The 22,793-nt window shown below is 47.6% G+C and carries 19 protein-coding genes; 15 read left to right on the forward strand and 4 right to left on the reverse strand.

Annotated features, from left to right (window positions below; all coding sequences use genetic code 11):
* Positions 1-305 precede the first annotated feature (305 nt).
* Together B1A98_RS15285 and B1A98_RS15290 are read left to right on the forward strand one after the other, a co-directional pair.
* The gene (locus B1A98_RS15285; protein ID WP_041114130.1) at positions 306-1,307 is read left to right on the forward strand and encodes a proline racemase family protein; all 1,002 of its coding nucleotides are present in this window, start codon (positions 306-308) and stop codon (positions 1,305-1,307) included.
* Positions 1,308-1,372: 65 nt separating this feature from the next.
* Positions 1,373-2,350: an ornithine cyclodeaminase family protein gene (locus B1A98_RS15290; RefSeq protein WP_063386163.1), complete on the forward strand. Its 978-nt coding sequence runs from the start codon at positions 1,373-1,375 to the stop codon at positions 2,348-2,350.
* Between the two features lie 125 nt (positions 2,351-2,475).
* Here the strand turns inward: B1A98_RS15290 and B1A98_RS15295 are convergent, their stop codons facing one another.
* From B1A98_RS15295 to B1A98_RS15310, 4 genes are all read right to left on the reverse strand, one after another.
* Positions 2,476-3,714, reverse strand: coding sequence for an NAD(P)/FAD-dependent oxidoreductase (locus B1A98_RS15295; protein WP_063386162.1), 1,239 nt, complete (start codon positions 3,712-3,714; stop codon positions 2,476-2,478).
* A complete protein-coding gene (locus B1A98_RS15300) occupies positions 3,711-4,043 on the reverse strand; it encodes a (2Fe-2S)-binding protein (RefSeq protein ID WP_063386161.1) in 333 nt (110 codons plus the stop codon). The genes B1A98_RS15295 and B1A98_RS15300 overlap by 4 nt, the downstream gene beginning before the upstream one ends.
* Positions 4,036-4,311, reverse strand: a complete 276-nt coding sequence (locus B1A98_RS15305) for a (2Fe-2S)-binding protein (RefSeq protein WP_041114126.1) — start codon at positions 4,309-4,311, stop codon at positions 4,036-4,038. Before B1A98_RS15305 ends, B1A98_RS15300 begins: the two co-directional genes overlap by 8 nt.
* Positions 4,312-4,380: 69 nt before the next feature.
* The gene (locus B1A98_RS15310; protein WP_063386160.1) at positions 4,381-6,036 is read right to left on the reverse strand and encodes a sigma-54 interaction domain-containing protein; all 1,656 of its coding nucleotides are present in this window, start codon (positions 6,034-6,036) and stop codon (positions 4,381-4,383) included.
* 163 nt (positions 6,037-6,199) lie between these two features.
* Between B1A98_RS15310 and B1A98_RS15315 the strand changes: the two genes are divergently transcribed.
* The 13 genes from B1A98_RS15315 to B1A98_RS15375 all read left to right on the forward strand — a co-directional run bounded on the left by B1A98_RS15315 (position 6,200) and on the right by B1A98_RS15375 (position 22,419).
* Positions 6,200-7,375 (forward strand): NAD(P)/FAD-dependent oxidoreductase, encoded by a 1,176-nt coding sequence (locus B1A98_RS15315; RefSeq protein ID WP_041114124.1) that lies wholly within the window; start codon positions 6,200-6,202, stop codon positions 7,373-7,375.
* On the forward strand, positions 7,372-8,412 hold the full coding sequence (locus B1A98_RS15320; protein ID WP_041114123.1) for a proline racemase family protein: 1,041 nt from the start codon (positions 7,372-7,374) through the stop codon (positions 8,410-8,412). The genes B1A98_RS15315 and B1A98_RS15320 overlap by 4 nt, the downstream gene beginning before the upstream one ends.
* The gene (locus tag B1A98_RS15325; protein ID WP_041114122.1) at positions 8,409-9,347 is read left to right on the forward strand and encodes a proline racemase family protein; all 939 of its coding nucleotides are present in this window, start codon (positions 8,409-8,411) and stop codon (positions 9,345-9,347) included. The genes B1A98_RS15320 and B1A98_RS15325 overlap by 4 nt, the downstream gene beginning before the upstream one ends.
* Before the next feature lie 50 nt (positions 9,348-9,397).
* Positions 9,398-10,837 carry a Na+/H+ antiporter NhaC gene (gene nhaC / locus B1A98_RS15330; protein WP_041114121.1) on the forward strand — a complete coding sequence of 480 codons (1,440 nt, stop codon included), beginning with the start codon at positions 9,398-9,400 and terminating at the stop codon, positions 10,835-10,837.
* A gap of 25 nt (positions 10,838-10,862) precedes the next feature.
* The gene (gene dapA, locus B1A98_RS15335) at positions 10,863-11,753 is read left to right on the forward strand and encodes a 4-hydroxy-tetrahydrodipicolinate synthase (RefSeq protein ID WP_063386159.1); all 891 of its coding nucleotides are present in this window, start codon (positions 10,863-10,865) and stop codon (positions 11,751-11,753) included.
* Between the two features lie 58 nt (positions 11,754-11,811).
* Positions 11,812-13,296 carry an aldehyde dehydrogenase family protein gene (locus B1A98_RS15340; RefSeq protein WP_041114119.1) on the forward strand — a complete coding sequence of 495 codons (1,485 nt, stop codon included), beginning with the start codon at positions 11,812-11,814 and terminating at the stop codon, positions 13,294-13,296.
* Between the two features lie 160 nt (positions 13,297-13,456).
* Entirely contained in the window at positions 13,457-14,578 is a 1,122-nt protein-coding gene (locus B1A98_RS15345) for a M24 family metallopeptidase (protein ID WP_041114118.1), read from the forward strand.
* A gap of 581 nt (positions 14,579-15,159) precedes the next feature.
* On the forward strand, positions 15,160-16,089 hold the full coding sequence (gene opp3b / locus B1A98_RS15350) for an oligopeptide ABC transporter permease (RefSeq protein ID WP_041114117.1): 930 nt from the start codon (positions 15,160-15,162) through the stop codon (positions 16,087-16,089).
* Entirely contained in the window at positions 16,086-17,099 is a 1,014-nt protein-coding gene (opp3C, locus tag B1A98_RS15355) for an oligopeptide ABC transporter permease (protein WP_041114116.1), read from the forward strand. Before opp3b ends, opp3C begins: the two co-directional genes overlap by 4 nt.
* A gap of 12 nt (positions 17,100-17,111) precedes the next feature.
* Complete coding sequence (locus B1A98_RS20925) at positions 17,112-19,118, forward strand: ABC transporter ATP-binding protein (RefSeq protein ID WP_063386158.1); 2,007 nt, start codon at positions 17,112-17,114, stop codon at positions 19,116-19,118.
* A 49-nt stretch (positions 19,119-19,167) separates the two neighbouring features.
* Positions 19,168-19,515, forward strand: coding sequence for a DUF3899 domain-containing protein (locus B1A98_RS15365; RefSeq protein ID WP_158286037.1), 348 nt, complete (start codon positions 19,168-19,170; stop codon positions 19,513-19,515).
* 78 nt (positions 19,516-19,593) lie between these two features.
* Entirely contained in the window at positions 19,594-20,661 is a 1,068-nt protein-coding gene (locus B1A98_RS15370; RefSeq protein WP_041114114.1) for a M24 family metallopeptidase, read from the forward strand.
* Positions 20,662-20,751: 90 nt separating this feature from the next.
* Positions 20,752-22,419: a peptide ABC transporter substrate-binding protein gene (locus B1A98_RS15375; RefSeq protein WP_041114113.1), complete on the forward strand. Its 1,668-nt coding sequence runs from the start codon at positions 20,752-20,754 to the stop codon at positions 22,417-22,419.
* Positions 22,420-22,793 lie beyond the last annotated feature (374 nt).

Below are 22,793 nucleotides of genomic sequence, written 5' to 3' on the forward strand. Positions count from 1 at the left end.
GCCAAATTTCTCCATAATAAGCCCTCATTACCCCTTCTTCTAAGCAGAGAGTGTTTCTTCCGTTTGCTTTTTTTCACCGTCATTGAGGTTGTCTCATTAGCTTAGTCTGCAGGCGCCCAGAAATCTCAGATATACATTTGTGTCTATAAACATTTGTTGAAAATTATGAATGAATGCTTTGAGGTTGGCACGAGTCCTGCATGATGCAGAAGGAAGGGAAGGCGGCAGTATGCAAGCCGTTCAATGACTGACCCTTAGAAGCCGTAGTCATTAAGCATGTTATTATTTACTTAGGGGGAGATAGGATGCATTTCAACCATCTGTTTACAACGATTGATGTTCATGTGGCAGGAGAACCGCTGCGCATCATTACCGGGGGATTGCCGGAGATCCAAGGGAAAACTCAGCTGGAGAGGCGAGCATATTGCATGGAGCACTTAGACCATATTCGGAAAATATTAATGCATGAGCCGCGCGGCCATTACGATATGTATGGGTGCATCATGACCCCTCCGGCTAATCCCGGTTCTGATTTCGGTGTGTTGTTTATGCACAATGAAGGCTGGAGTACGATGTGCGGCCACGGTGTCATTGCGGCGGTGACAATGGCCATTGAGACGGGAATATATCAGGCAGAAGGCGGCAGCCGAAAGTTTACCATTGACTGCCCATGTGGTCCTGTCACTGCGTATGCTGAATGTGAGGGCACCGCGGTCAAATCAGTAGCGTTCGAAAACGTGCCTTCTTTTGTTTACAGAAAAGAGGTGCCGATTCAAATCGATGGCTATGAGTTTACAGCGGACCTTTCTTACGGAGGTGCCTTTTATGCCGTGGTCGATAGCAAAGAGGTCGATTTGAGGGTATCCTCTGCCGATTTAGGAGCTTTAAAAATATGGGGAGACAAAATTAAGCGTTACATCGAAAGTCAAATAGACGTGAAGCACCCATATGAAGAAATTCATGGAATGTACGGCGTTATTTTTTCTGATGAACCGAAAAGTGAAACGGCTGATCTGCGCAATGTAACTATTTTTGCCGATCAGCAGGTGGACCGTTCACCGTGCGGTTCAGGAACTGCGGCGAGGATAGCCGCTCTTTATGAACGGGGCGCACTGGCGGCCGGGGAAAGGTTTGTTCATGAAAGCATCACGGACGGGCAATTCGTCGGAGAAGTATGCTCAGTAACGAAGATTGGCGAGTATCAAGCGGTCATTCCAAAGATTGCAGGGGAAGCGTTCATTACAGGGTTTCATCAATTCGTTATTGATCCCCGTGACCGGCTCAATAACGGCTTTTTATTAGCTTAACTGCTTCTTCAGCAAGATAAACCAAGAGCCCCAGTACAACATTGAAATAAAAAGGAGAATCAACCATGTTAATCATACGTGCACACGAGCAAAAAACTTTAATAGATATGAAGGAATTGATTGAACACGCAGCGATGGCGTTAAAGGAATTTTCATCCGGAAGGACCGTCACGCCTATCCGTGCCGCTCTTCCTTTCAACGATGGTCAAAATACAGCATTGGTCATGCCGTCCGCAGCGGATGCGGCGGGCAGTATGGGAGTAAAAGTAGTAACGGTAGCCCCGAATAATAAAAAGCTGGGAAAACAGACGATAACAGGCACGGTGATCCTGTTGGATTTTAGGACGGGAGAACCGGTTGCCCTCTTGGAGGGTTCTTACTTAACGATGTGCAGAACCGGCGCTTTGTCCGGGGTGGCAACAAAGTACTTATCCCGCCCCGATTCAAACAAACTTTCCATTATTGGCACAGGAGGACAGGCAAAAGGGCTTGTTGAAGCGATGATCGCTGTCCGTGACATTGAAGAAGTGTCCCTTTACAACCGCTCAGAGCAAAAGGTGCATGAGCTAGCTGAATATATTAGACACTCATTTCATAAACATGTTCACGTTTACACAAAGGCTGATGAAGCAGTAAAGAATGCAGATATTATCGTGACAGCGACAAATTCTTCAACACCCGTTTTTTCCGAACGTTTACAGCCAGGTGTTCATGTGAATGCTGTCGGTTCCTTTCGGCCAACGATGCAGGAGCTGCCGTCTCATGCGATTTCTTCTGCCCATAAGGTCGTGGTGGAATCAAGAGAAGCGGCGTTAGAAGAAACAGGGGACTTGCAAATCCCGATACAAGAAGGAATATTTAAGGCGGGTGATATTTACGGAGAACTGGGAGAAATCATCGGTGGAGAACTGAAGGGAAGGGAAACGGAGGAAGAGATCACCGTCTTTGAATCTGTCGGTCTAGCGGTAGCAGATATCATAGTAGCTAAGTATATCTATGAAAAAGCGCTGCAAAAAAAGGTCGGAACGCTTATAGACCTGTAAAGGAAAATAGCTGCTGAAAGGCTAAAAGCAGTGGATCACTTCGCTACCATGACGGAGTGATCCTATTTTTATCATCTGCTATCCAGGTGCTCACCCCCGGTGGCCAATGGAGGTGAGCGCTTGTTTTAGCCGATCTTTTCCCCAGGCTGAACAGAAGTTCCTTCATGGGCTTTCCACTGTTCATTCATCTGGCTTCGGCCCAGCTCAATGTCAGGATGAAACTGGATAGCCGCTTGCTGGCGGATCGTCCGGACATGTTCGATGGCTTGCTCAAGCTGGCGGCCACTTGCAGCGGCCTGTTTTCCAGCCTGTTTAGCGATAGAAAGACCGGCTGCAGTGCCTTGGGCCATTGCCACCTTGCCGCTTTCAATGCCGGTAATATTCCCGGCAACAAACAGCCCAGGAAGCGGGGTGGCCATCGTTTCGGAATGGCGGGGGACATGACCGCCAAGTTCAGGGATATATTCAAAGGGACATCCAGCCACGGCGGCGAGTTCTGCCAGCGGATACAAACCGCCTGCGATGCAGACAAAATCGGCTTCATACAGGCGATCTGTGCCTGGAATGACGTGTCCGTATGCATCAATATCAACGGTCCGCACCCCTTCCACTTGTTCTGTGCCGATGATTTCTACTGCCGCTTTTCGAAGCTGCAGCGGCGTTCCGTTAATTTTCAAGCCGTTCTTAGGGTAGAAACGTGTACCTATGTTTCGGATGGTTTCATTTTTCATCAACCGGCTGCCGAAGCGCAGGAGAGCGGATGGGGCCAGGTGTGCGGCGTTCAAAAGTGAGCGGATGACTGCTTCCGGCTCCCCTGCCTGCCGGCTGACGGCGTTTTTCTCAGGCAGTACCACCCGGTCCACTTTTATTCCTGCCAGCTGCAGCTCGTTCAAAATGGCAAAAGCTAAAATATTTGCGCCGATAATGATGCCTTTTCTTCCCGCTTGAACCCGATGGACATTTGTCATGACTTGAGCGGCCCCGATGGACATAACACCCGGCAAGGTCCAGCCCGGCACCGGGATCGGGTATTCGGCCGCCCCGGTGGCTATTAACACAAAAGGGGCTTCCAGCACGCCTTCGTTTGTATAGACTTTCCATCCGGCTTCAGCTGTTTCTATATTATAGACAGAGACACCGCAGCGGATATTGATTCCTAAAGCATGCGCTTCGTGCTGGAGCTTCTCGGCTTCTTTGATCCCGTTCCACCATTCACCTGACGGCTCCTGGTGCAGCTGTCCCAGGAGCCTGCCGCCAGGGCGGATAAATTCATCGACAACCGTCACCCTCAAGCCCGTGCCGGCTGCGGCAATGGCCCCAGCTAGTCCAGCCGGTCCGCTGCCGATAACAATCAAGTCTGTCATTGCAATCCCTCCGTTTTCTTCAGCGGCGTCGGGTGCCGGCGCCCGCTTTCGATCGCCATGCCTTCTTCCACCTTTGTTAAGCAGGCCCGTACGTTAGGCTGATGATTGACTGTTACCCGGCATTCCATGCAGTGCCCGATGTTGCAATAAATGCCTCGGGGAGTGCCGCTTTCCTCATGAACACGCAGCTGCCGGATGCCGTTAGCCAGCAAAGCTGCGGCAACTGTTTCGTGCTCATAAGCCTCATAGCTTTTCCCGTTAAACTGAAAGGACACTTTTTTCAGGCTGTCCAGCTTTCCTAAAATCGCGTGATCGATAATTCTAGTCATGACGCCCACCTACTGTTCCGAAAGATACCGGTCGGATCGGAGGCTGATATTTCAATGGAATGACCGCCTTGTTTTCGTCCGGAATGAACGAGTCCATAATGGCATCAAGGGCGATCCGGCAGGTGCGGCCGCCGCAAAACCCCATGCCTGCTCGTGTCCGGAGCTTTAATTCCCGCGCTGAGCATGTATGCTGCCGGGCGGTCGATTGCAGCTGTTCGTAAGTGACTTCTTCACAGCGGCAAATAATAAGCTGTTTGTTTTCTATCATGGTTTCTCCTCCTCCAGATGCTGATACAAAAAAATATGCAACAATCATACCAACTGGGGAGGAAAGTGATTAATTCATGCCAAGGCGTTTCAGGCGATTATACAATGTCGCCCTTGTGATCCCAAGTTTTTCGGCGCACTCTAATTTATTGCCATTTGAAAGGCGCAGCGCCCGCTCAAGCACTTTTTTCTCGTGCCGCTCCATTTCATATTGGAGCGGAAGGATCGTCTCATCGATCTCTTCCGTCCTGTCCGCTACCTGCTCCTGAAGATGGGTGCTTTCATAAAAAGGCAAATACTCTTTTTTGATCACTCCATCTGTCGCAAATACAACAAGCCGCTCCATAACATTGCGCAGCTCGCGGATGTTTCCGGGCCAATCATGCTGGAAAAGCGCCTGCATCACTTCAGGAGACAGCTGCTGAATCGGCCGCTGATAACGGACAGAAAATTCATTCAGGAAATGGTGCATCAATTCAACGATGTCTTCTTTGCGCTCCCGCAAAGGCGGGATGTGCAGGCTGACTACATTTAGGCGGTAATAAAGGTCTTCGCGAAACTCTCCCTTCTTAATAAGTGCAGGCAAATCCTGATTCGTAGCGGCAAGCAGGCGAAAATCAGCCTTGCATTCTTTCTCGCCGCCCACACGGTAATACGTCCGTTCCTGCAATACACGCAAAAGCTTTACTTGCATATCGAGCGGCATTTCTCCTGCCTCATCTAAAAACAACGTCCCTCCTTTGGCGAGTTCAATCTTTCCTTTTTTTCCTTTGTGGTCGGCTCCCGAGAAAGCGCCGCGTTCATAGCCAAACAGTTCACTTTCGAACAGCGAAGCAGGAATAGCGCCGCAGTTGATAGAGATAAAGGGAGCATCCGGAGATTCGCTCGCTTCGTGAATGGCCTTGGCAAATACCTCTTTCCCTACACCGCTCTCTCCCAAGATCAGCACAGTGGATTTCACGCTGCACACCTTTTTAGCCAGCTGAACGGTTTGCTGGAGGGAGGCGCTGTTGCCTTTAATCGCCTGAAATGGATCGGTTGAATGCTTGTATTTAGCCACTTCTTGTTCAAGCCTGTGCACTTCAGTAGACATCGTGAACAATTTGTCGTTGAGCATGACTTGATTGGTCACATCTGTTTCAGATACAACGGCGCCAATGATGCGGTTATTGTAGAGAACGGGGTTGGAATTGATTAAAACAAATAAGTCAGCGCGCGGCTGGTGAAAATGGCTGTTGATTCTTTTTCCTTCATATAACGTATGCAGGATTTCCAACTTATTCGGCTCAAAAAACTGAGTAATCGGCTGTCCAAGAACCTCCGCTTCCGTTAAGGAGAAAATTCGCTCCGCTCCCTTTGTCCACGTGCGTACCCGTTTCTCGCGGTCAATGACGGTAACGGAGGCATCGGTGGTTTGGATCACTGTTTGGTAAAACGCTTGAAGGTGCTGATAGGCCGCATAAAGGCATTCCATCAATTGGGGAGCAGTAATGGAGCCGCTGACAACCCCGTTTTTTTCCAGGACAGCCACGGCCGGCGCTTTCTGAAAAGCGGAAAGGACCTGTTCTACCGAAGCATCGGCATCCACCGTTTCACATAGTATCGGCGTTTGGCCGTGATCCAAGTAAAATGTTCCGCGCTGTTTATATATTTTGTTTTTAGCCACTGTGCTTTTCGCCGGTTCGCTTTCGATCAGTTCTTTAATGGATTGAATAGAAAAGAGCATCGCCTTCTTCTCCTTGTCTAATTTTTTGGACACTGTAAAAAATATTATACAATAAATGTTTAAATATTTTAAATATTCTTTTTTGGAGGCCGCGGGATGAACTATCTTCATTGGCACGTTCGTTGCATGAAGGAAGAGGAGGACTGGAAAAGGGGGCAGTGGGATGAAGCATTGTGACATAGCAGTTATCGGCGGCGGCATTATTGGCTGCTCCATCGCTTATTACGCTTCAAAGTACGGCAGAGATGTCACGGTCATCGAGAAAGGAGAATTTGTTAGCGGTACTTCTTCACGCTGTGACGGCAATATTCTTGCCATTGACAAGGATCCAGGCTTTGACAGCCAGATGTCTTTATTCAGCCAGCACTTGGTCGATGAACTCAGCAGGGAATTAGAGGAGCCTTTTGAATACAGGGCACCGGGCAGCATTCTTGTTTGCGAAACAGAAGAGGAGATGGAGGCGGCACAGCAATGGGTCGATCGCCAAAAAGCAGCAGGTTTGCCGTTTCGCATGCTGGATAGGCAGGATATCCGGGAGGAGTCTCCCTATTTTGCTGATGACTTGCTGGGAGGGCTGGAATGCGCTACGGATTCAACCGTCAATCCTTACTTGCTGGCATTTGGTCTTTTGGAAGCGGCCAGGAAATACGGAGCGAAGGCATACAAGCATACAGAGGTAAAAAGCATGAACAGGGAGCAGAACGGCACCTTCCGCATTGAAACAACAAAGGGGGCATTTACGGCTAATCATGTGGTGAATGCGGCTGGCGTATGGGCTCCTTTTATCGGCTCGATGCTCGATTTATCCATTCCAATTGCTCCGAGAAAAGGGCATATTATTGTTGCTTCAAGACAACAGCCGGTCGGCGGCCGCAAGGTAATGGAATTTGGCTATTTAATTTCTAAGTTTGGCGGTGTGCGCCACGTCGATCCTCTCACTGAAAAATACGGGGTGGCTCTCGTATTTGAACCAACAGAAAGCCAAAACTTCCTGATAGGCAGCAGCCGCGAGTTTGTGGGATTCCATACGAAAGTGAGCGACGAAGTAATCCGGTGTATTGCCAACCGGGCGATTCGGTTTTATCCGAAGATGGCAGATATGATGGTCATCCGCTCTTATGCGGGTCTGCGTCCGTGGACAGAAGATCATTTGCCGATCGTGTCCCGGGTCGATGAACTGCCGAATTTTTACATTGCAGCAGGGCATGAGGGCGATGGGATCAGCCTGGCAGCGGTAACAGGGAAAATCATTGAAGAGCTGATTAATGAAAAAGAGCCCTCGATTCCGGTAGATCCTTTGCGTTATGACCGTTTTGCAGAAAGGGTGTTAAGCAGATGAAAGCACAAAAAGTTTTTACCACTATCGATACGCATACCGGCGGCAATCCGACGAGAACCGTCATTAGCGGCTTGCCTAAGCTGGAAGGGGCAACGATGTCTGAAAAAATGCTTTATATGAAAAAGGAGCATGACTGGATTCGCAAGCTGCTGATGAACGAACCCCGGGGGCATGATGTGATGTCAGGGGCGTTAATTACAGAGCCGTGTCATCCGGATGCGGATATTGGGGTGATCTATATTGAAACCGGCGGATATTTGCCTATGTGCGGGCATGATACGATCGGCGTCTGCACAGCGTTAGTAGAAGCGGGGCTTATTCCAGTGAAAGAGCCTGTTACCTCCTTGAAGCTTGATACACCAGCCGGGCTTGTAGAGGCTGAAATCACTGTGGAAAACGGCAAAGCGAAGGAGGTTTCCTTTTGCAATGTGCCTGCTTTTTGGTTAAAGAGTGTATCTGTTGACGTGGCAGGCATCGGGCAAGTGCAGGCAGATATCGCATATGGAGGCAACTTTTACGCTATTATCGAAGCGGCATCAGTCGGCTTGGAGCTCGTTCCCGATCAGGCTTCCCTGATTATTGAAAGAGCAATCAGCATTCGCAATGAGATTAATCAGCAAACAGAGATTGTCCATCCCCATCATCCTTTTATTCGGGGACTAACGCATGTGGAGTTTTACGGTGAACCGACTCATGACCGGGCGGACGTCAAAAATACAGTCGTTGTGCCTCCCGGAGGAATTGACCGTTCCCCATGCGGCACCGGCACGTCAGCAAAGCTTGCTGTGATGTATAAGAAAAAAGAAATCGGAATCAATGAGCCTTTTGTTCATGAAAGCATCGTCGGCTCCTTGTTCCGCGGCGTGATTGTACAAACAGCAGACGCAGGACAAGTAGAAACAGTGGAGACAAGAATTTCCGGCTCTGCCTGGCTGATGGGAATGAACCGGTTTTTCTATAATGAACAAGATCCGTTAAGAGAAGGGTTCTTGCTGATTCCGCCAATGAGTGAACATGAGACGGAGGAGATGGTATGAAGGTTCAATCATTGTATTCGACGGTCGATGTCCATGTAGCAGGAGAAGCATTTCGTATCATTCAAGTACCGCCGCTCGTAAGGTATCAAAGCTTGAAGGAGTTGTACGAGAGACTTCCTGACACCTTCAAGAAGGAGCGGGAATTGCTGTTAAATGAACCGCGCGGATTTGCCGGGCTGACGGGCTGTCTCGTTCTGCCGCCCATCGATCCCCGGGCAGACGCGTCTGTGCTGTTCTTTACCCATACAGAGAGTCAGCCCGTTCACTATGGAGGGGCAGCAGCGGTAATCACCGCGCTGCTAGAAGGCGGTTTTCTCTCTCCTCGAGTGTCCAGCCAGTATCAATTAGAAACTGTTTCGGGCCTCATTGGTCTTTCTGCTGCAATGAAAGAAGGAGAAGTAGTGTCTGTTCAGCTGGAGAGCGGACCCTGCCGGATCATAGAGAAGGTTTCCGGCTGCGCGCCAGCCTTTTCTCTCATCGAATCGGAAGGAGTCTATGCTCTCCTTTCAAAAGAAGAGGCAGCCGTTGAAATGGACCTGGCCGAACTAACGGAATGGAAGAAGTGGGGACAGAAAACTCTTCAAATGATATCCGGCCAATGGGAAGTGGATGGCGTCATTGTGCTTGATGAATCGGAGGCGTCCAACGGGAAAATAAAAAGCATTACTTTTCGCAAAGATGGAATGATTGTTCGGTCGCCAGGATTTGATGCGACAGCTGCCTGCTGCGCCTTTTTGCTCGCTGAAAACAAAATGTCTTCCAGCCAGACGCTAGTGAATGAAAGCATATTCGGCAGCTTGATCGAAGCATGGCCGGGAGAGGAAACAGAAGAAGGGCACCGATGCAAGCTTTCAAGCCGCGGCTTCATTACGGGCACACATACCGCTATCCTAGATCCAACTGACCCTTTGCCGTCCGGCTTTTTATTGAAGTAGGTGCGAGCGGCCGGCTGTAACCGCTTACCTTAAAACATAGGAGGGGTCCCATGGCTCATCAAAAAAGATTGCCCAATTTACTGGAGGTTACTTTTGTTTTAACCAGCTTCATCGTTATTATGTACGTATTTGTCGCGCAAATCGGCCTGCCTATTCAATTGGCGCTCTTTGTTTCCTGGTTTGTCATTATGCTGGTCGGCTTAAAAATTGGTTACAGCTATTTCGATATGCAGCAAGGAATATTGAAAGGGATTAACAACGGACTAGAAGCCGTGTTAGTACTCGTTACAGTAGGGGCATTAATTGGCACATGGATCGCCGGAGGGGTAGTGCCGAGCATCATTTATTACGGCCTTACGATCATCAATCCCACGATCTTTTTGTTTGCCGCTTTTGCGATTTGTACCGTGACCTCCCTTGCGACCGGCACATCCTTTGGAACAGCAGGCACGGCCGGCATTGCCATGATGGGGATTGGCCACAGCTTCGGCATTCCCATGGCCCTCGTAGCCGGAGCTGTCATATCGGGCGCTTATGTGGGCGATAAACTATCTCCGTTATCGGATACGACGGTAATGACCGCTTCCTTGTCGAAGGTAAATTTAATTGATCATATTAAATCGATGCTGTATGTCAGTACGCCGGCTTGGATCATTACCGGGATCTTATTTTTACTGACAGGCTTCTTTTATGTGAATGGCAATGGGGACCTGAGCCGGGCAGAGGCAACCATGGCCGCCCTGCAAGATCACTTCCGCATTTCGTGGTATATGCTCGTTCCTGCAGCCCTTGTTATTTTGCTGCTTGCTTTAAAAAAGCCATCTATCCCCACGATCGCTTTTGGAGCATTGCTCGGCTCGGTCTGGGCTTATTTGTTCCAGGGAATGCCGCTGCTTGAAGCGGTTCGAAGCTCCTATAGCGGGTTTTCTATCGAGTCGGGCGTCGAATTTATCGATAACTTATTGAACCGGGGCGGCATTGTTTCCATGCTGGAAGTCATCGTTTTGATTATTTTTGCTCTTGGAGTCGGCGGCTTAATGGAGCAGATTGGCATTTTACAAGTTATTTGCAACAAAATGCTTGCCTGGGCGGATAATGCGGGGAAAGTGACGCTTTCCACTGTTCTCGCAGGATTTTTCGGCAACTTTTTTGGAGGGGCCGCTTACGTATCCATCATTACGGCCAGCAAAATTACCGAGAAAAACTATGACCGGCTCGGCATTGACCGCAGAGTGCTGTCAAGGAATACAGAAGGCGGCGGAACGGTCACGACTCCGATGGTGCCATGGAGTGACGGAGGTGTGTACATGGCGACCGTACTTGGCGTTTCGACGCTGTCTTATCTGCCGTTTTTATGGTTTAACTTTCTGGCCGTAGGCATCACGCTTCTGTATGGATTTACGAACAAATTTATTTGGTATACCAATGCTGAAGGAGCAGCTAACCGGCCGGCAGCGAAAGCAAAGCTGACCAATGAAAAAACATCTTAACCAACATTTAAAGGAGGACACAATTATGACAGCTATTAGAGGCGCATATCCAGTATTAATTACCCCGATGACGGAAGCACAGGAGATTGATTGGGAAGGGGTAAAAAGCAATGTTCAGTACTTTATTGATCAGGGAGTTGCCGGCCTTGTCATCAATGGCAGCACCGGGGAATTTGTCAGTCTGACCAAGGAAGAAAAGTTCCAAATGGTCGAAATGGTACTGAAGGAAGTGGATGGGCGCATTCCGGTGATCGTCGGAACAGCGGCAGAAACGACGAGAGAAACGATTGAATATACAAAGCAGGCGGAAGCTCATGGTGCCGCGGCTGCTTTAATTATCAATTCCTATTACTGCAAGCCGAAGGAAGAAGAGATTTTCTTCCATTTTAAAGAGATATCGGATGCGGTCAACTTGCCGATTATGTTGTACAACAACCCTTTTACATCAGGAGTCGATATGAGCACCGAGCTGATGCTCCGCATTGGGAAAGAGTGTGAGCGGGTGACGCATATTAAGGAGTCCAGCGGCGACATTCGGAAAGTGCGGGACTTGGCGAGACAAGGAGAAGCGGAGGTGTTTTGCGGGGCAGAGGAGCTCGTTATGGAATCTTACTTAGTTGGGGCAACCGGATGGATTTCTGTAGCCGGAAATATTGTGCCGAAGCTTGTGACGGAGATGTTTAACCATATGCAGCAAGGAGAGATTGAGCAGGCGTGGGCCATCAACGACCGGATTCTGCCGCTTTGTGAGTTCCTTGAAGGATCGGGAAAATACGTCCAGATTGTTAAGCGGGCCATGGAGTTAAACGGCCAGGCTGGCGGTCCGTCCCGCTACCCTCGCCTTGGCTTGACAGCGGCAGAAGAACAAAGGCTAAAAGATATTCTGTCCCATTTAAATACGGTGCCGCAAGTTTAATAGATTGCCGGACTGCAAGAATGATCCTATGAAAACGTATTAAAGGGGGAACCAATAGATGTTAACTGCAGGAATTCAATTAAAGGCGAAGGTGAAGGACTTTTTAGAAAGGCCGGTCCACTTGTTTATTGACGGAAAGTATGTACCGGCTGCCGGCGGTCAGACATTTGAAACGATCAACCCAGCCACAGAGGACGTGCTGGCTGTTGTTAGTGAAGCGCGCGAGGAAGATGTAGATGCAGCGGTGCAAGCGGCGCGCCGGGCCTTTGAGTCTGGGGCGTGGCCGGCACTAAGCACAGCTGAGCGCGCCCACCTCATATATAAACTGGCTGATTTAATTGATGAAAATAAAGAAGAGTTGGCGCAGCTGGAAGCACTGGATAACGGGAAACCTTACAAGGTGGCGCTTGAAGACGATATTCCCGCCACTGTCGAGCACTTTCGCTATTATGCCGGCTGGGCAACAAAAGTGCTTGGCCAGACTATTCCAATCTCAAGCGATTATTTGAATTATACGCGTCATGAACCTATTGGGGTCGTCGGCCAGGTGATTCCGTGGAACTATCCGCTTGTTATGGCTGCCTGGAAAATGGGTGCCGCTTTGGCAACCGGGTGCACCATCGTTTTGAAACCAGCCGAACAAACGCCGCTGTCTCTTTTATATACAGCCCAATTGTTTCATGAAGCGGGTTTCCCGCCAGGTGTAGTCAACTTTGTTCCCGGGTTTGGCCCGACGGCGGGGGCAGCCGTTATTCGTCATCCTGATATTGAAAAAGTGGCGTTTACCGGATCAACGGCTACAGGAAAGTCCATTATGCGCCAGGCGGCTGACACGATTAAGCATGTAACGCTGGAGCTTGGCGGAAAGTCGCCTAATATCATCTTAGAGGATGCAGATTTATCAGAAGCCATCCCCGGTGCGTTTAATGGCATTATGTACAATCATGGGCAAAACTGCAGCGCGGGTTCACGGGTATTTGTCCACAGAAAGCATTATGACAAGGTAGTGGATGAGCTGGCAAAGATGGCTGACAATGTAAAGCTTGGCTCCGGCATGGACCCGGAAACCGACATGGGGCCGCTTGTAACGAAAAAGCAGCAGGAGCGTGTCCTTGGATATATCCAAAAAGGGAAAGACGAAGGGGCCAGAATCGTTGCCGGAGGAGACAAAGCATTGGAGAAAGGCTATTTTGTCCGGCCGACGGTTTTCGCCGATGTAACGGATGAGATGACGATCGCGAAGGAAGAGATTTTTGGTCCGGTTGTTGTCGTTCTTCCATTCGATAGCACAGAAGAAGTCATTGAACGGGCGAATCATACGCCATTTGGCCTCGCGGCAGGCGTCTGGACGGAAAATGTAAAGACCGCTCATCAAGTCGCCAATCAGTTAAAAGCTGGTACTGTCTGGATCAATGATTATAATCTCGAAAATGCAGCTTCGCCGTTTGGCGGCTATAAACAATCAGGCATTGGGCGTGAAATGGGCTCCTACGCCCTTGATAACTATACGGAAGTAAAAAGCATTTGGGTGAACTTAAAATAAACAGCGGATGAGGGCCTCAACATGCGTATTTTTTGTTAGGCTCTGCAGTTTAATTAAACAGAGCTTGTTAAAGATACGCATTTTTTAGAGGACAGCGGTATATCCATGCCTGAAGAGTTTTGCCGGCAGGAAGACTAGCAGCGCAAAGGGAGGACGGAGGATGACAGCGATTTATCAACAACGGATCACCGCTTTAAAAGAACAGATGAAAGAGCGGCAAATAGAAGTGGGACTGGTCACTTCACCAAAAAATATCTACTATTATACAGGCTTTCACTCAGAGCCTTATGAGCGCTTTATGGCCTTGCTGCTCGATGGCCGCACGGATCAGCTAAGCTTATTTATCCCCGCTTTAGATTATGAAGCCGCCAAGCAGCATTCGTTTGTTGAACAGCTTATTCCTATTTTTGATGAACAAAACCCTTATCAGGTCGTGAAAGATCATATTGGCGAGGAGATCAAAAGTCTGGGCGTAGAGACCAAAAGAGTGACTCTGCATCAGCAAACACAACTAAATAATCACCTCTCGATTTCCGGTTATTTAGATATAGGGGATTTCGTTGCCTCCCAAAGAATGAGAAAGACCCCGGAAGAATGCCTCCGGGTAGAACGGGCCGTCCAGATCGTTGAGAAGGTGTTAGCGGAAGGGATGAAAAAAGTTGCGGTAGGGATGACTGAATTAGAGCTGGCCGCAGAAATGGAGTTATTGATGAGAAGATTTGGCGCGGCCGGCCCTTCTTTCTCGACAACTGTTTTATCGGGGGTGAAATCGTCGCTTCCACACGGACATTCGGATGAAAAAAAACTCCAGTGGGGAGAGTTTTTACTGATTGATATGGGAGTGATGGCCGATGGCTATTGCTCAGATATTTCAAGAACATTTGTTATTGGAGAGGCGTCAGCTGAGCAAGAGAAGCTGCATGGCATTGTGCGCCAAGCGACAGAAGCAGGGGTTCGCGCCGCCAAGGCTGGGGTCGCGGCAAAAGAGGTAGACAGAGCGGCCCGGGAGGTTATTAAACAAAATGGATACGGGCGTTATTTTAATAACCGGGTAGGACATGGGCTGGGCATAGAGGTGCATGAAGAACCTTCTATTCATGAAAACAGCGAATTAATGATCGAAAGCGGCTTTCTCTTTACAGTTGAGCCGGGGATCTACGTCCCTAATTGGGGAGGGGTAAGAATTGAGGAGGATGTTTACATCGGAGAAGATGGACAGGCGAACGTATTAACCACATTTCCAACCGAGTTAATGAGCGTAGCAGTCAATAGTTATTCTTGACAGATAGAGCAAGCAGTGAAAAGAATAAGCTGAGCTGTTGAACCGCTCCCCGCTTATTGACAAAAAAGGTTCGGAATGATTTCATTCCGAACCTTTTCTGTTTTTTTAGATGATGTTTAAGCTATCCGGGAGAAGGAGAAACTTCGCTGCGTCGATTAGTCAGGCCAGTTTCTTAGGGGGCACCGCAGCGAAAGCAAGCGCCACCTGCATTGATGTTAAAACAGGCCGTATGGCATGGCTGCCCTCACTTTGCCAACTGTGTTGATTAGAGCAGAAGGCGCGAAGACTCCTTGGAGGTTTAGCAGACTGTCTGAGTTATTCAAGAAACGACAATTTTTTGGCTGTTCATTCAAAATTTTTAGACACGTTATAAAAAATTATACACACGGTGTTTAATTTTTTAAAATATTCTGTTAACTATTGCTTCAAACGGCTCTCTTCCATTGGCATATGGATTGCATTATGAAATAAAGGGTGAAGAAAGGAGGAGGGATAGAGGCATAAAGTGACAGAAAGATAGAGGATTACCTGCTTGTGAGCAAGCAAATCATTTTAAGCATAGGCAGCTGGAGGTGGGATGAGTGAAACAATATATTTTAAGCAGATTAGGATATACACTAGTAACATTTTTTGTTATTGCCACATTTACTTTTTTCCTGATGCAAACCCTGCCAGGTTCTCCATTCAATGATGAGAGATTATCAGATGTACAGAAGGAAAGAATGATGGAGCGGTACGGGTTAGATAAGCCTGTGCCTCTCCAGTATGTGACATATATAGGCAATATTTTCAAAGGAGATTTCGGCGTATCTTTTCAATACGATGGCCGGGCGGTGGTAGATATTATTGGCGAGCGGATCGGGGCATCTGTCGTGCTCGGATTGCAGTCGCTCGTTGTAGGAAGCATTGTTGGTATTCTCTTAGGAATTATTGCAGCTTATAAACATAATACACCGATTGATTACGGGGCGATGATTCTCTCTGTTATTGGGCTATCTGTACCGAGCTTTGTGTTTGCGGGGTTATTGCAGTATTGGATTGGCGTGCGTCTGCAGTGGCTGCCGGTAGCTTTTTGGGAAGGGTTTGAATTTTCCATTCTTCCTACTATTTCATTATCCGTATTTGTTGTCGCTACTTTGGCCCGGTTTATGCGCAGTGAAATGCTTGATGTACTCGGCCAGGATTATATCGTCACCGCTAAAGCTAAAGGGTTAACGAATTTCAACGTCATTTTCAAGCATAGCATCCGGAATGCGGCGATCCCGATTATGACGATTTTGGGCCCGATGACCGTGTCGCTTCTGACCGGCACGCTGGTGATTGAAAAAATCTTCAGTATTCCCGGATTGGGAGAACAGTTTGTAAAGTCTATTATCACCAATGACTTTCCAATGATCATGGGGGTTACTTTATTCTACAGTATTCTATTTATTGGTGTGGTCCTGTTGATCGATATTATGTACGGAATTGTTGATCCGCGGATACGAGTGGCTGGGGGGAATAGATCATGACCGTAGAGAACAGGGAGCTTGCGGATGAACTGTTTGAGCCCGCGCAAGAACAGCAAAGTGCAAAGAGCATTTCCCGTCCTGCAATGACTTACTGGCAGGATGCTTGGAAGCGCTTTCTGAAAAATAAAGCAGCATTTGCCGGTTTAATGTTAATTGCCCTCATCATCTTATTAGCTGTCTTTGGCCCTTATGCAAATAACCATGGGTACGATGAGCAAAATTTGGCGCGGGCTAACTTGCCGCCGAAGGTTCCTATCTTAGAGCAGGTGGGCTGGCTTGGATTTGATGGAGTAGATAACAGAGGGATTGACCGTTACGAAGCAAGCGGAGTGACTGATTATTATTGGTTTGGCACGGATAACTTAGGAAGGGATCTATGGACAAGAGTGTGGCATGGAACCCGTATTTCGCTCTACATTGCTTTTCTGGCGGCAGCGATTGACCTGCTTATCGGGGTCGCGTATGGAGGCATTTCTGCTTATTACGGAGGCCGGGTTGATAATGTCATGCAGCGATTGATCGAAATTCTGGTGGGCATCCCCAATCTCATTGTAGTGATTCTTTTAATTTTAGTGCTGAAGCCTGGCATCATGTCCATCACGCTGGCCATGGTCATTACAGGATGGGTGGGAATGGCGCGCATCGTCCGGGGCCAAATATTAAAGCTGAAGGAACAGGAATTTATTTTGGCTTCTAAAACGTTAGGGGCGAAGGACAAAAGGATGATCTGGAAGCATTTAATTCCTAATGCATTAGGGCCCATTATTATTACGACGATGTTCACGATACCTACCGCCATTTTTACAGAGGCTTTTTTGAGCTTTATCGGTCTTGGGCTGCAGCCGCCGGTATCTTCTTTAGGCACATTGATTAATGAAGGCTATAAGCTATTAGGCATTTATCCGCATATGCTTGCTTTTTCGTCTATCGTTATTAGTGTGATCATGATCAGCTTTAACTTGTTGGGAGATGGCCTGCAGGATGCGCTTGATCCTAAAATGCGCAAATAAGGAGGGGAGCCAGTGGAAAGAGTACTGGAAGTAAAGGATTTGCATGTCTCATTTAACACCTATGCCGGGGAGGTGAAAGCGGTCCGCGGTGTTTCCTTTCATTTGAATAAAGGAGAAACGCTGGCCATTGTCGGAGAGTCAGGATCAGGGAAGTCCGTTACTTCTAAAAGTCTGTTAAGGCTGATTCCTCATCCGCCCGGGAAAATAACAAAAGGGGAAATCCTGTTTGAAGGAAAGGACTTGGCGGCTTTATCGGAGAAACAAATGCAAAGCATCCGCGGAGCTGATATTTCGATGATTTTCCAAGATCCAATGACCTCCCTTAATCCAACGATGACAATAGGCAAACAAATCATGGAGAGTGTCATCAAGCATCAAAAAGGAACGAAGCAGGAAGCGAAGGAAAGAACGCTTGAGCTGCTGGAGTTAGTCGGCATTCATCATCCGGAGAAAAGGTTTGATCAGTACCCCCATCAATTTTCCGGAGGAATGAGGCAGCGGGTCGTGATCGCCATGGCCATTTCCTGCAATCCGAAAGTGCTGATCGCCGATGAGCCGACAACCGCCCTTGATGTAACGATACAAGCCCAGATTCTTGAACTGTTGAAGTCCCTGCAGAAGCAGCTGGGAATGGCGATTATTTTTATTACCCATGATCTAGGAGTAGTAGCCAACATAGCTGATCGTGTGGCTGTGATGTACGCCGGGAAGATCATTGAAGTCGGCAAGGCCCATGAAGTGTTCTATGAGCCTCAGCATCCATACACATGGGGGCTTTTGGGAGCGATGCCGGATATTCATCGCCAAGAGGAGGAGCTCGTCACTATTCCGGGGGCGCCGCCTCATTTAGCTGCCCCTCCGGCAGGGGATGCCTTTGCTGCACGGAACCCAAACGCAATGGAAATTGACTTCCTGTTAGAGCCTCCGATGTTTAAAGTATCCGACACTCATTATGCGGCTACCTGGCTTTTGCATGAAAAAGCCCGAAAAATGCGGGGGGCACAGCAGCGTAAGCAAACGGCTGCCAATTCACGCAAAGCGAAAGAAAATGAAACCGTCATAAAAAAGAGCGGAAAGGGCCAAAAGCTGTTAGAAGTAAAAGGGTTAAAACAATACTTTAAAAGCGATAAGCATCATGTGATTAAAGCGATCGATGGATTAAGCTTTGATATTTATAAAGGGGAAACCTTTGGATTGGTGGGAGAATCAGGCTGCGGCAAGTCAACAACCGGGAGGACATTGATCGGCCTGTATGAGGGCACTGCCGGGGAGGTGCTGTATAAAAATGAGAGCGTTTTTAAAAAGAAGTCTGGTGCAGAAACACAGCAATTGAACAGAAGCATCCAAATGATTTTCCAAGATCCATACTCTTCCCTGAATCCGAGATTGACAGTTGCGGATATTATTGCGGAAGGGATGGATATCCACGGGTTAGCCGGTAGCCGGCAGCAGCGGATGAACCGGGTTTACGAGCTGCTGGAAACGGTAGGATTGCATAGAGACCATGCGAATCGTTATCCTCATGAATTCAGCGGGGGGCAGCGCCAGCGCATCGGAATTGCCCGAGCCCTCGCTGTAGATCCGGAATTTATTATTGCCGATGAGCCGATTTCTGCTTTAGATGTATCTATTCAGGCACAAGTGATTAATTTATTGAAAAAGCTGCAGCGGGAAAAAGGGCTGACCTACCTTTTTATCGCCCATGACCTGGCCATGGTCAAGTATATTAGTGACCGGATAGGGGTTATGTATAAAGGAAAGATTGTTGAGTTAGCAGAAAGCAACGAGCTTTATTGCCGCCCTCTGCATCCGTACACCCAATCCCTGTTGTCTGCCATTCCGATGCCTGATCCCCGATTGGAGCAAAGCCACCAGCGCATGAAGTTTGATGAGCAAAAGCTGTTGTCTGAAAGAAAACAGGAAGAGGTGCGGCTGCGCGAGGTGAAGGATGGACATTGGGTGGAATGCACAGAACGGGAATTTAGAGAATATCAAAGCAAACTATCAGGAGCAGTATGAACCAAGGCCAAAACCGGAAGCAAAGGAGAGAACGCCTATTCTCAGGAAAGTGAACAAGCTATTGTGTTTATCGGTAGCTGCTGCTTATATAGGTTCATTGTTTTCACAAGGCACCTTATGGACGGTCTTCACTACTTATTTATTCTTTATAGCTATCTGGCTGTTAATGATAGGCGGAGCACTGCTCGTCTTAGAAGGCGGTATGTTTGATGGGATGATGTACAGCTTTCGGCATTTCAAGAAGCATACATCCAAGAAGGAGGCGTATATTTCCCGGCAAACGAAGGAATGGCGGCCTTCCCGTACAGGACGCCATAAGTTTTCACTCACTTATCCGTTCCTATTCTCAGGAGGTGCATTATTCCTCTTTACTGTTGCCGCTTCACTCGCTCAATAAAGATAAACGAGCTGTTTTTAGCCGGGTTGCGGCTGAACTTTCAGGCAGCCAAGAATGATTCATTAGGGGGAAAACACAGTGGAAAAGTTAATAAAGGCCAGACAAATACTTGAGGAGCAGCATATAGACGCTTTATTGATTACGAATGACACAAACAGAAGATATTTGACGGATTTTACAGGAAGCGCCGGCGTTGTGATCATTACAAAAACGGCCGCTGTGTTAGTGGTTGACTTTCGCTATGTTGAGCAGGCGCACAAGCAGGCTGCTCAGTATTCGATTCATTCCGTGAAAAACAAGCCGTCTATTTTTGAAGAAACGGTAAAGGTATTAGAAGAATTAAAGGTTTCTGCCATTGGATTCGAACAGGACCATATGTCTTATCGCCTGTATACAAAATATCAGGAGGCGGCAACGGCGGAAATGGTTCCTCTATCGGGAGAGATAGAGAAATTAAGAATGGTCAAAAGCAAGGAAGAAATCAGCAGACTGAAAACAGCGGCGGAAATCTCAGATGCAGCCTTTACACATATCCTAAGCTTCGTTCAACCGGGAGTAGCAGAAGTGGATGTAGCGAATGAATTAGAAGCATTCATGAGAAAGCAGGGAGCGGCATCGTCATCCTTCGATATGATTATTGCTTCAGGGGAACGTTCGGCACTGCCGCATGGCTTAGCGAGCAAACAGGTGATCCGGCATGGGGATATGTTAATTCTGGATTACGGCGCTTATTATGAAGGATATCGTTCGGATATGACAAGAACTGTGGCCGCAGGGGAACCTGACGCCCGATTAAAAGATATTTATGCGGTCGTGCTGGAAGCTTTGATGAGGAGCCTGCACTCCATTAGACCGGGGATTACTGGCCGTCAGGCGGACGCATTCAGCCGTCAGTATATTGAGCAGCAAGGGTATGGCAAGGAGTACGGGCATGGCTCCGGCCATGGAGTGGGGCTGGATATTCATGAAGAACCTTTTATGTCTCCAAGGTGTGAACACATCATTCAGCCCGGGATGGTGTTAACGGTAGAACCAGGTATCTATGTGCCGGGACTCGGCGGCGTGCGCATAGAAGATGATATTCTAATAACGGATCACGGGAATGAAGTGCTCACTGCTTCACCGAGAGAGCTGATCATCTTATAGAGGCGTGCAGATACCGCTTTTTTGACTGAATATTCCGTCAAAACCGGCGACTGTTTGAAAATATAAAGACCATGAACGGGGGATAGGAAAATGAAGAGATCCATAATGATAACCGGCATGCTGCTCATAGGCTCTGTTTTGTCCGGCTGCTATGGGGGAGAAAGCAAAGGCGTGGATGAAGCAGAGGGCACCGGAACAGCCAATGAGAAGAACAGCCAGCAGGTATTGAACTTAGCGGAAGGAGGGGATTTGCCTACGCTGAACACTTTAGGGCTGTTTGATACTCTTTCCAGTAAAACAATGAACAATATTTTTGAAGGACTTTACCGGCTAGATAAGTCTCATGAGCCGGTCGCAGGGGTGGCTGAAAAACATGAGGTGAGCAAAGATGGAAAGACGTATACTTTTCACCTCCGTTCCGATGCGAAATGGAGCAATGGGACGGCCGTAACGGCCCAAGATTTTGAATATGCTTGGAAAAAAGCGATTCATCCCGATACTCTTTCCATGTACGCCTATTTATTTAACGATATGAAGAATGCAGCCGCCATACAGGATAGCAAAAGTGAGCTGTACGGAAAGGTGGATGAATTGGGCATCCAAGCAGTTGACGAACATACCTTGCAAGTGGAGCTGGAAAATCCCGTGCCGTATTTTCTCAGCCTCGTGACTTATCCAGTCTTTTATCCGCAAAATAAAGAGTTTACTGAAAAACAAGGCGAGAAGTATGCACTTGAGGCAGAGAACTTACTCTATAACGGCCCATTTGTCCTGAAATCATGGGAACATGAAGCTGGCTGGATATATGAGAAAAACCCTGATTACTGGGATGCTGATGCCGTCAAGCTGGAAAAAATTAATGTGAAAGTCGTCAAGGATGTCGCTACAAGAGTAAACTTATATAACACAGGGCAAATTGATTCGACAGACCTTACTTCCGAATTTGTCGACCAGTATAAAGACAGTCCCGAGTACAGCACATTATTGAAGCCGGAAGTATTCTTTATTCGCATGAACCAGAAAAATAAAAATTTGTCGAATGTAAATATCCGAAAAGCCATTGATATGGGCTGGGATAAAAAAGGAGCGGCAGAAAAGCTATTAAATAACGGCTCGATTCCTGCTCACTATCTTGTGCCGAAGGATTTCACGTTTGATGAAGGGAAAAAGGATTTCCGGGCAAAGTATGAAGGGTTTAATACAGAAGGTGTGGAGAAGGCCCAAGAGCATTGGCAAAAGGGGCTCAAGGAGCTGGGAGTTAAAAACCTCAAGCTTGAACTATTGAGCTATGATAGCGAAGACAGAAAAAAGATCAGTGAATATGTAAAAAATCAATTAGAAAAGAATTTGCCAGGCCTTACCGTTAACATCAACCAGCAGCCAAATAAACAAAAGCTCGCTTTGGAATCGAGCCTCCAATACGATTTAAGTTATTCGGGATGGACACCGGATTTTCAAGATCCGATTACTTTTATCGACCTTTATGTGTCAGACGGTCCGTACAACTGGTCCAATTTTTCCAACAAAAAATTTGATCAGCTTGTTATGAAAGCGAAAGCCGATCCAAGCGATTTAAAAGAAAGGTGGAGAAACCTTCAGGAAGCGGAGAAAATCCTGATTGAAGAAGAGGCAGCTATTTCTCCAATGTACCAATCAGGCAGCGCCCAGCTGAGAAAACAGTATGTGAAGGGGTATATTGCTCATCCATTTGGTGTAGGCGCTTCATATAAATGGGTAGAAATAAAGGGGAAAAACTAGTTTAGAGCATCGGAAACGCTTAAGAGCCGCCTTCAAGGCGGCTCTTAAGCGTTTCAGTTGGGCGCATCTCTTTAAAACAAGCCTTTTTGTGATTTAAACGAACATTGTGCAGAATTCAAATTCAAATTTTAAAACAACATCCATCAAGTACTGCATGGACAACCATTTCAACCGCTTTTTAATGATGCCTGCATCTAAACTGTCCTGCGATTTGGATATGAAAGAGGAAGGAAGGGGGGGCTTTTTCAGAGAAATAAGCGAATATTGTGAAGGAATTGTAAAGATTTATTGAAGCTATAGGTTACCGCTTTGCGTTTAGGGCGGGAGCGATTATAATATTGTTAACAAAAAGAAAGACAGGCGGTTTATTATTC

It is taken from the genome of Pseudobacillus badius (genome assembly GCF_002189605.1).
Classification (GTDB): domain Bacteria; phylum Bacillota; class Bacilli; order Bacillales; family Domibacillaceae; genus Pseudobacillus; species Pseudobacillus badius.

Bases quoted from the DNA above. Each gene is read 5' to 3' on its own strand.
- B1A98_RS15285 (WP_041114130.1), top strand. From the start codon at position 306: ATGCATTTCAACCATCTGTTTACAACGATTGATGTTCATGTGGCAGGA.
- B1A98_RS15290 (WP_063386163.1), top strand. From the start codon at position 1,373: ATGTTAATCATACGTGCACACGAGCAAAAAACTTTAATAGATATGAAG.
- B1A98_RS15295 (WP_063386162.1), bottom strand. From the start codon at position 3,714: ATGACAGACTTGATTGTTATCGGCAGCGGACCGGCTGGACTAGCTGGG.
- B1A98_RS15300 (WP_063386161.1), bottom strand. From the start codon at position 4,043: ATGACTAGAATTATCGATCACGCGATTTTAGGAAAGCTGGACAGCCTG.
- B1A98_RS15305 (WP_041114126.1), bottom strand. From the start codon at position 4,311: ATGATAGAAAACAAACAGCTTATTATTTGCCGCTGTGAAGAAGTCACT.
- B1A98_RS15310 (WP_063386160.1), bottom strand. From the start codon at position 6,036: ATGCTCTTTTCTATTCAATCCATTAAAGAACTGATCGAAAGCGAACCG.
- B1A98_RS15315 (WP_041114124.1), top strand. From the start codon at position 6,200: ATGAAGCATTGTGACATAGCAGTTATCGGCGGCGGCATTATTGGCTGC.
- B1A98_RS15320 (WP_041114123.1), top strand. From the start codon at position 7,372: ATGAAAGCACAAAAAGTTTTTACCACTATCGATACGCATACCGGCGGC.
- B1A98_RS15325 (WP_041114122.1), top strand. From the start codon at position 8,409: ATGAAGGTTCAATCATTGTATTCGACGGTCGATGTCCATGTAGCAGGA.
- nhaC (WP_041114121.1), top strand. From the start codon at position 9,398: ATGGCTCATCAAAAAAGATTGCCCAATTTACTGGAGGTTACTTTTGTT.
- dapA (WP_063386159.1), top strand. From the start codon at position 10,863: ATGACAGCTATTAGAGGCGCATATCCAGTATTAATTACCCCGATGACG.
- B1A98_RS15340 (WP_041114119.1), top strand. From the start codon at position 11,812: ATGTTAACTGCAGGAATTCAATTAAAGGCGAAGGTGAAGGACTTTTTA.
- B1A98_RS15345 (WP_041114118.1), top strand. From the start codon at position 13,457: ATGACAGCGATTTATCAACAACGGATCACCGCTTTAAAAGAACAGATG.
- opp3C (WP_041114116.1), top strand. From the start codon at position 16,086: ATGACCGTAGAGAACAGGGAGCTTGCGGATGAACTGTTTGAGCCCGCG.
- B1A98_RS15375 (WP_041114113.1), top strand. From the start codon at position 20,752: ATGAAGAGATCCATAATGATAACCGGCATGCTGCTCATAGGCTCTGTT.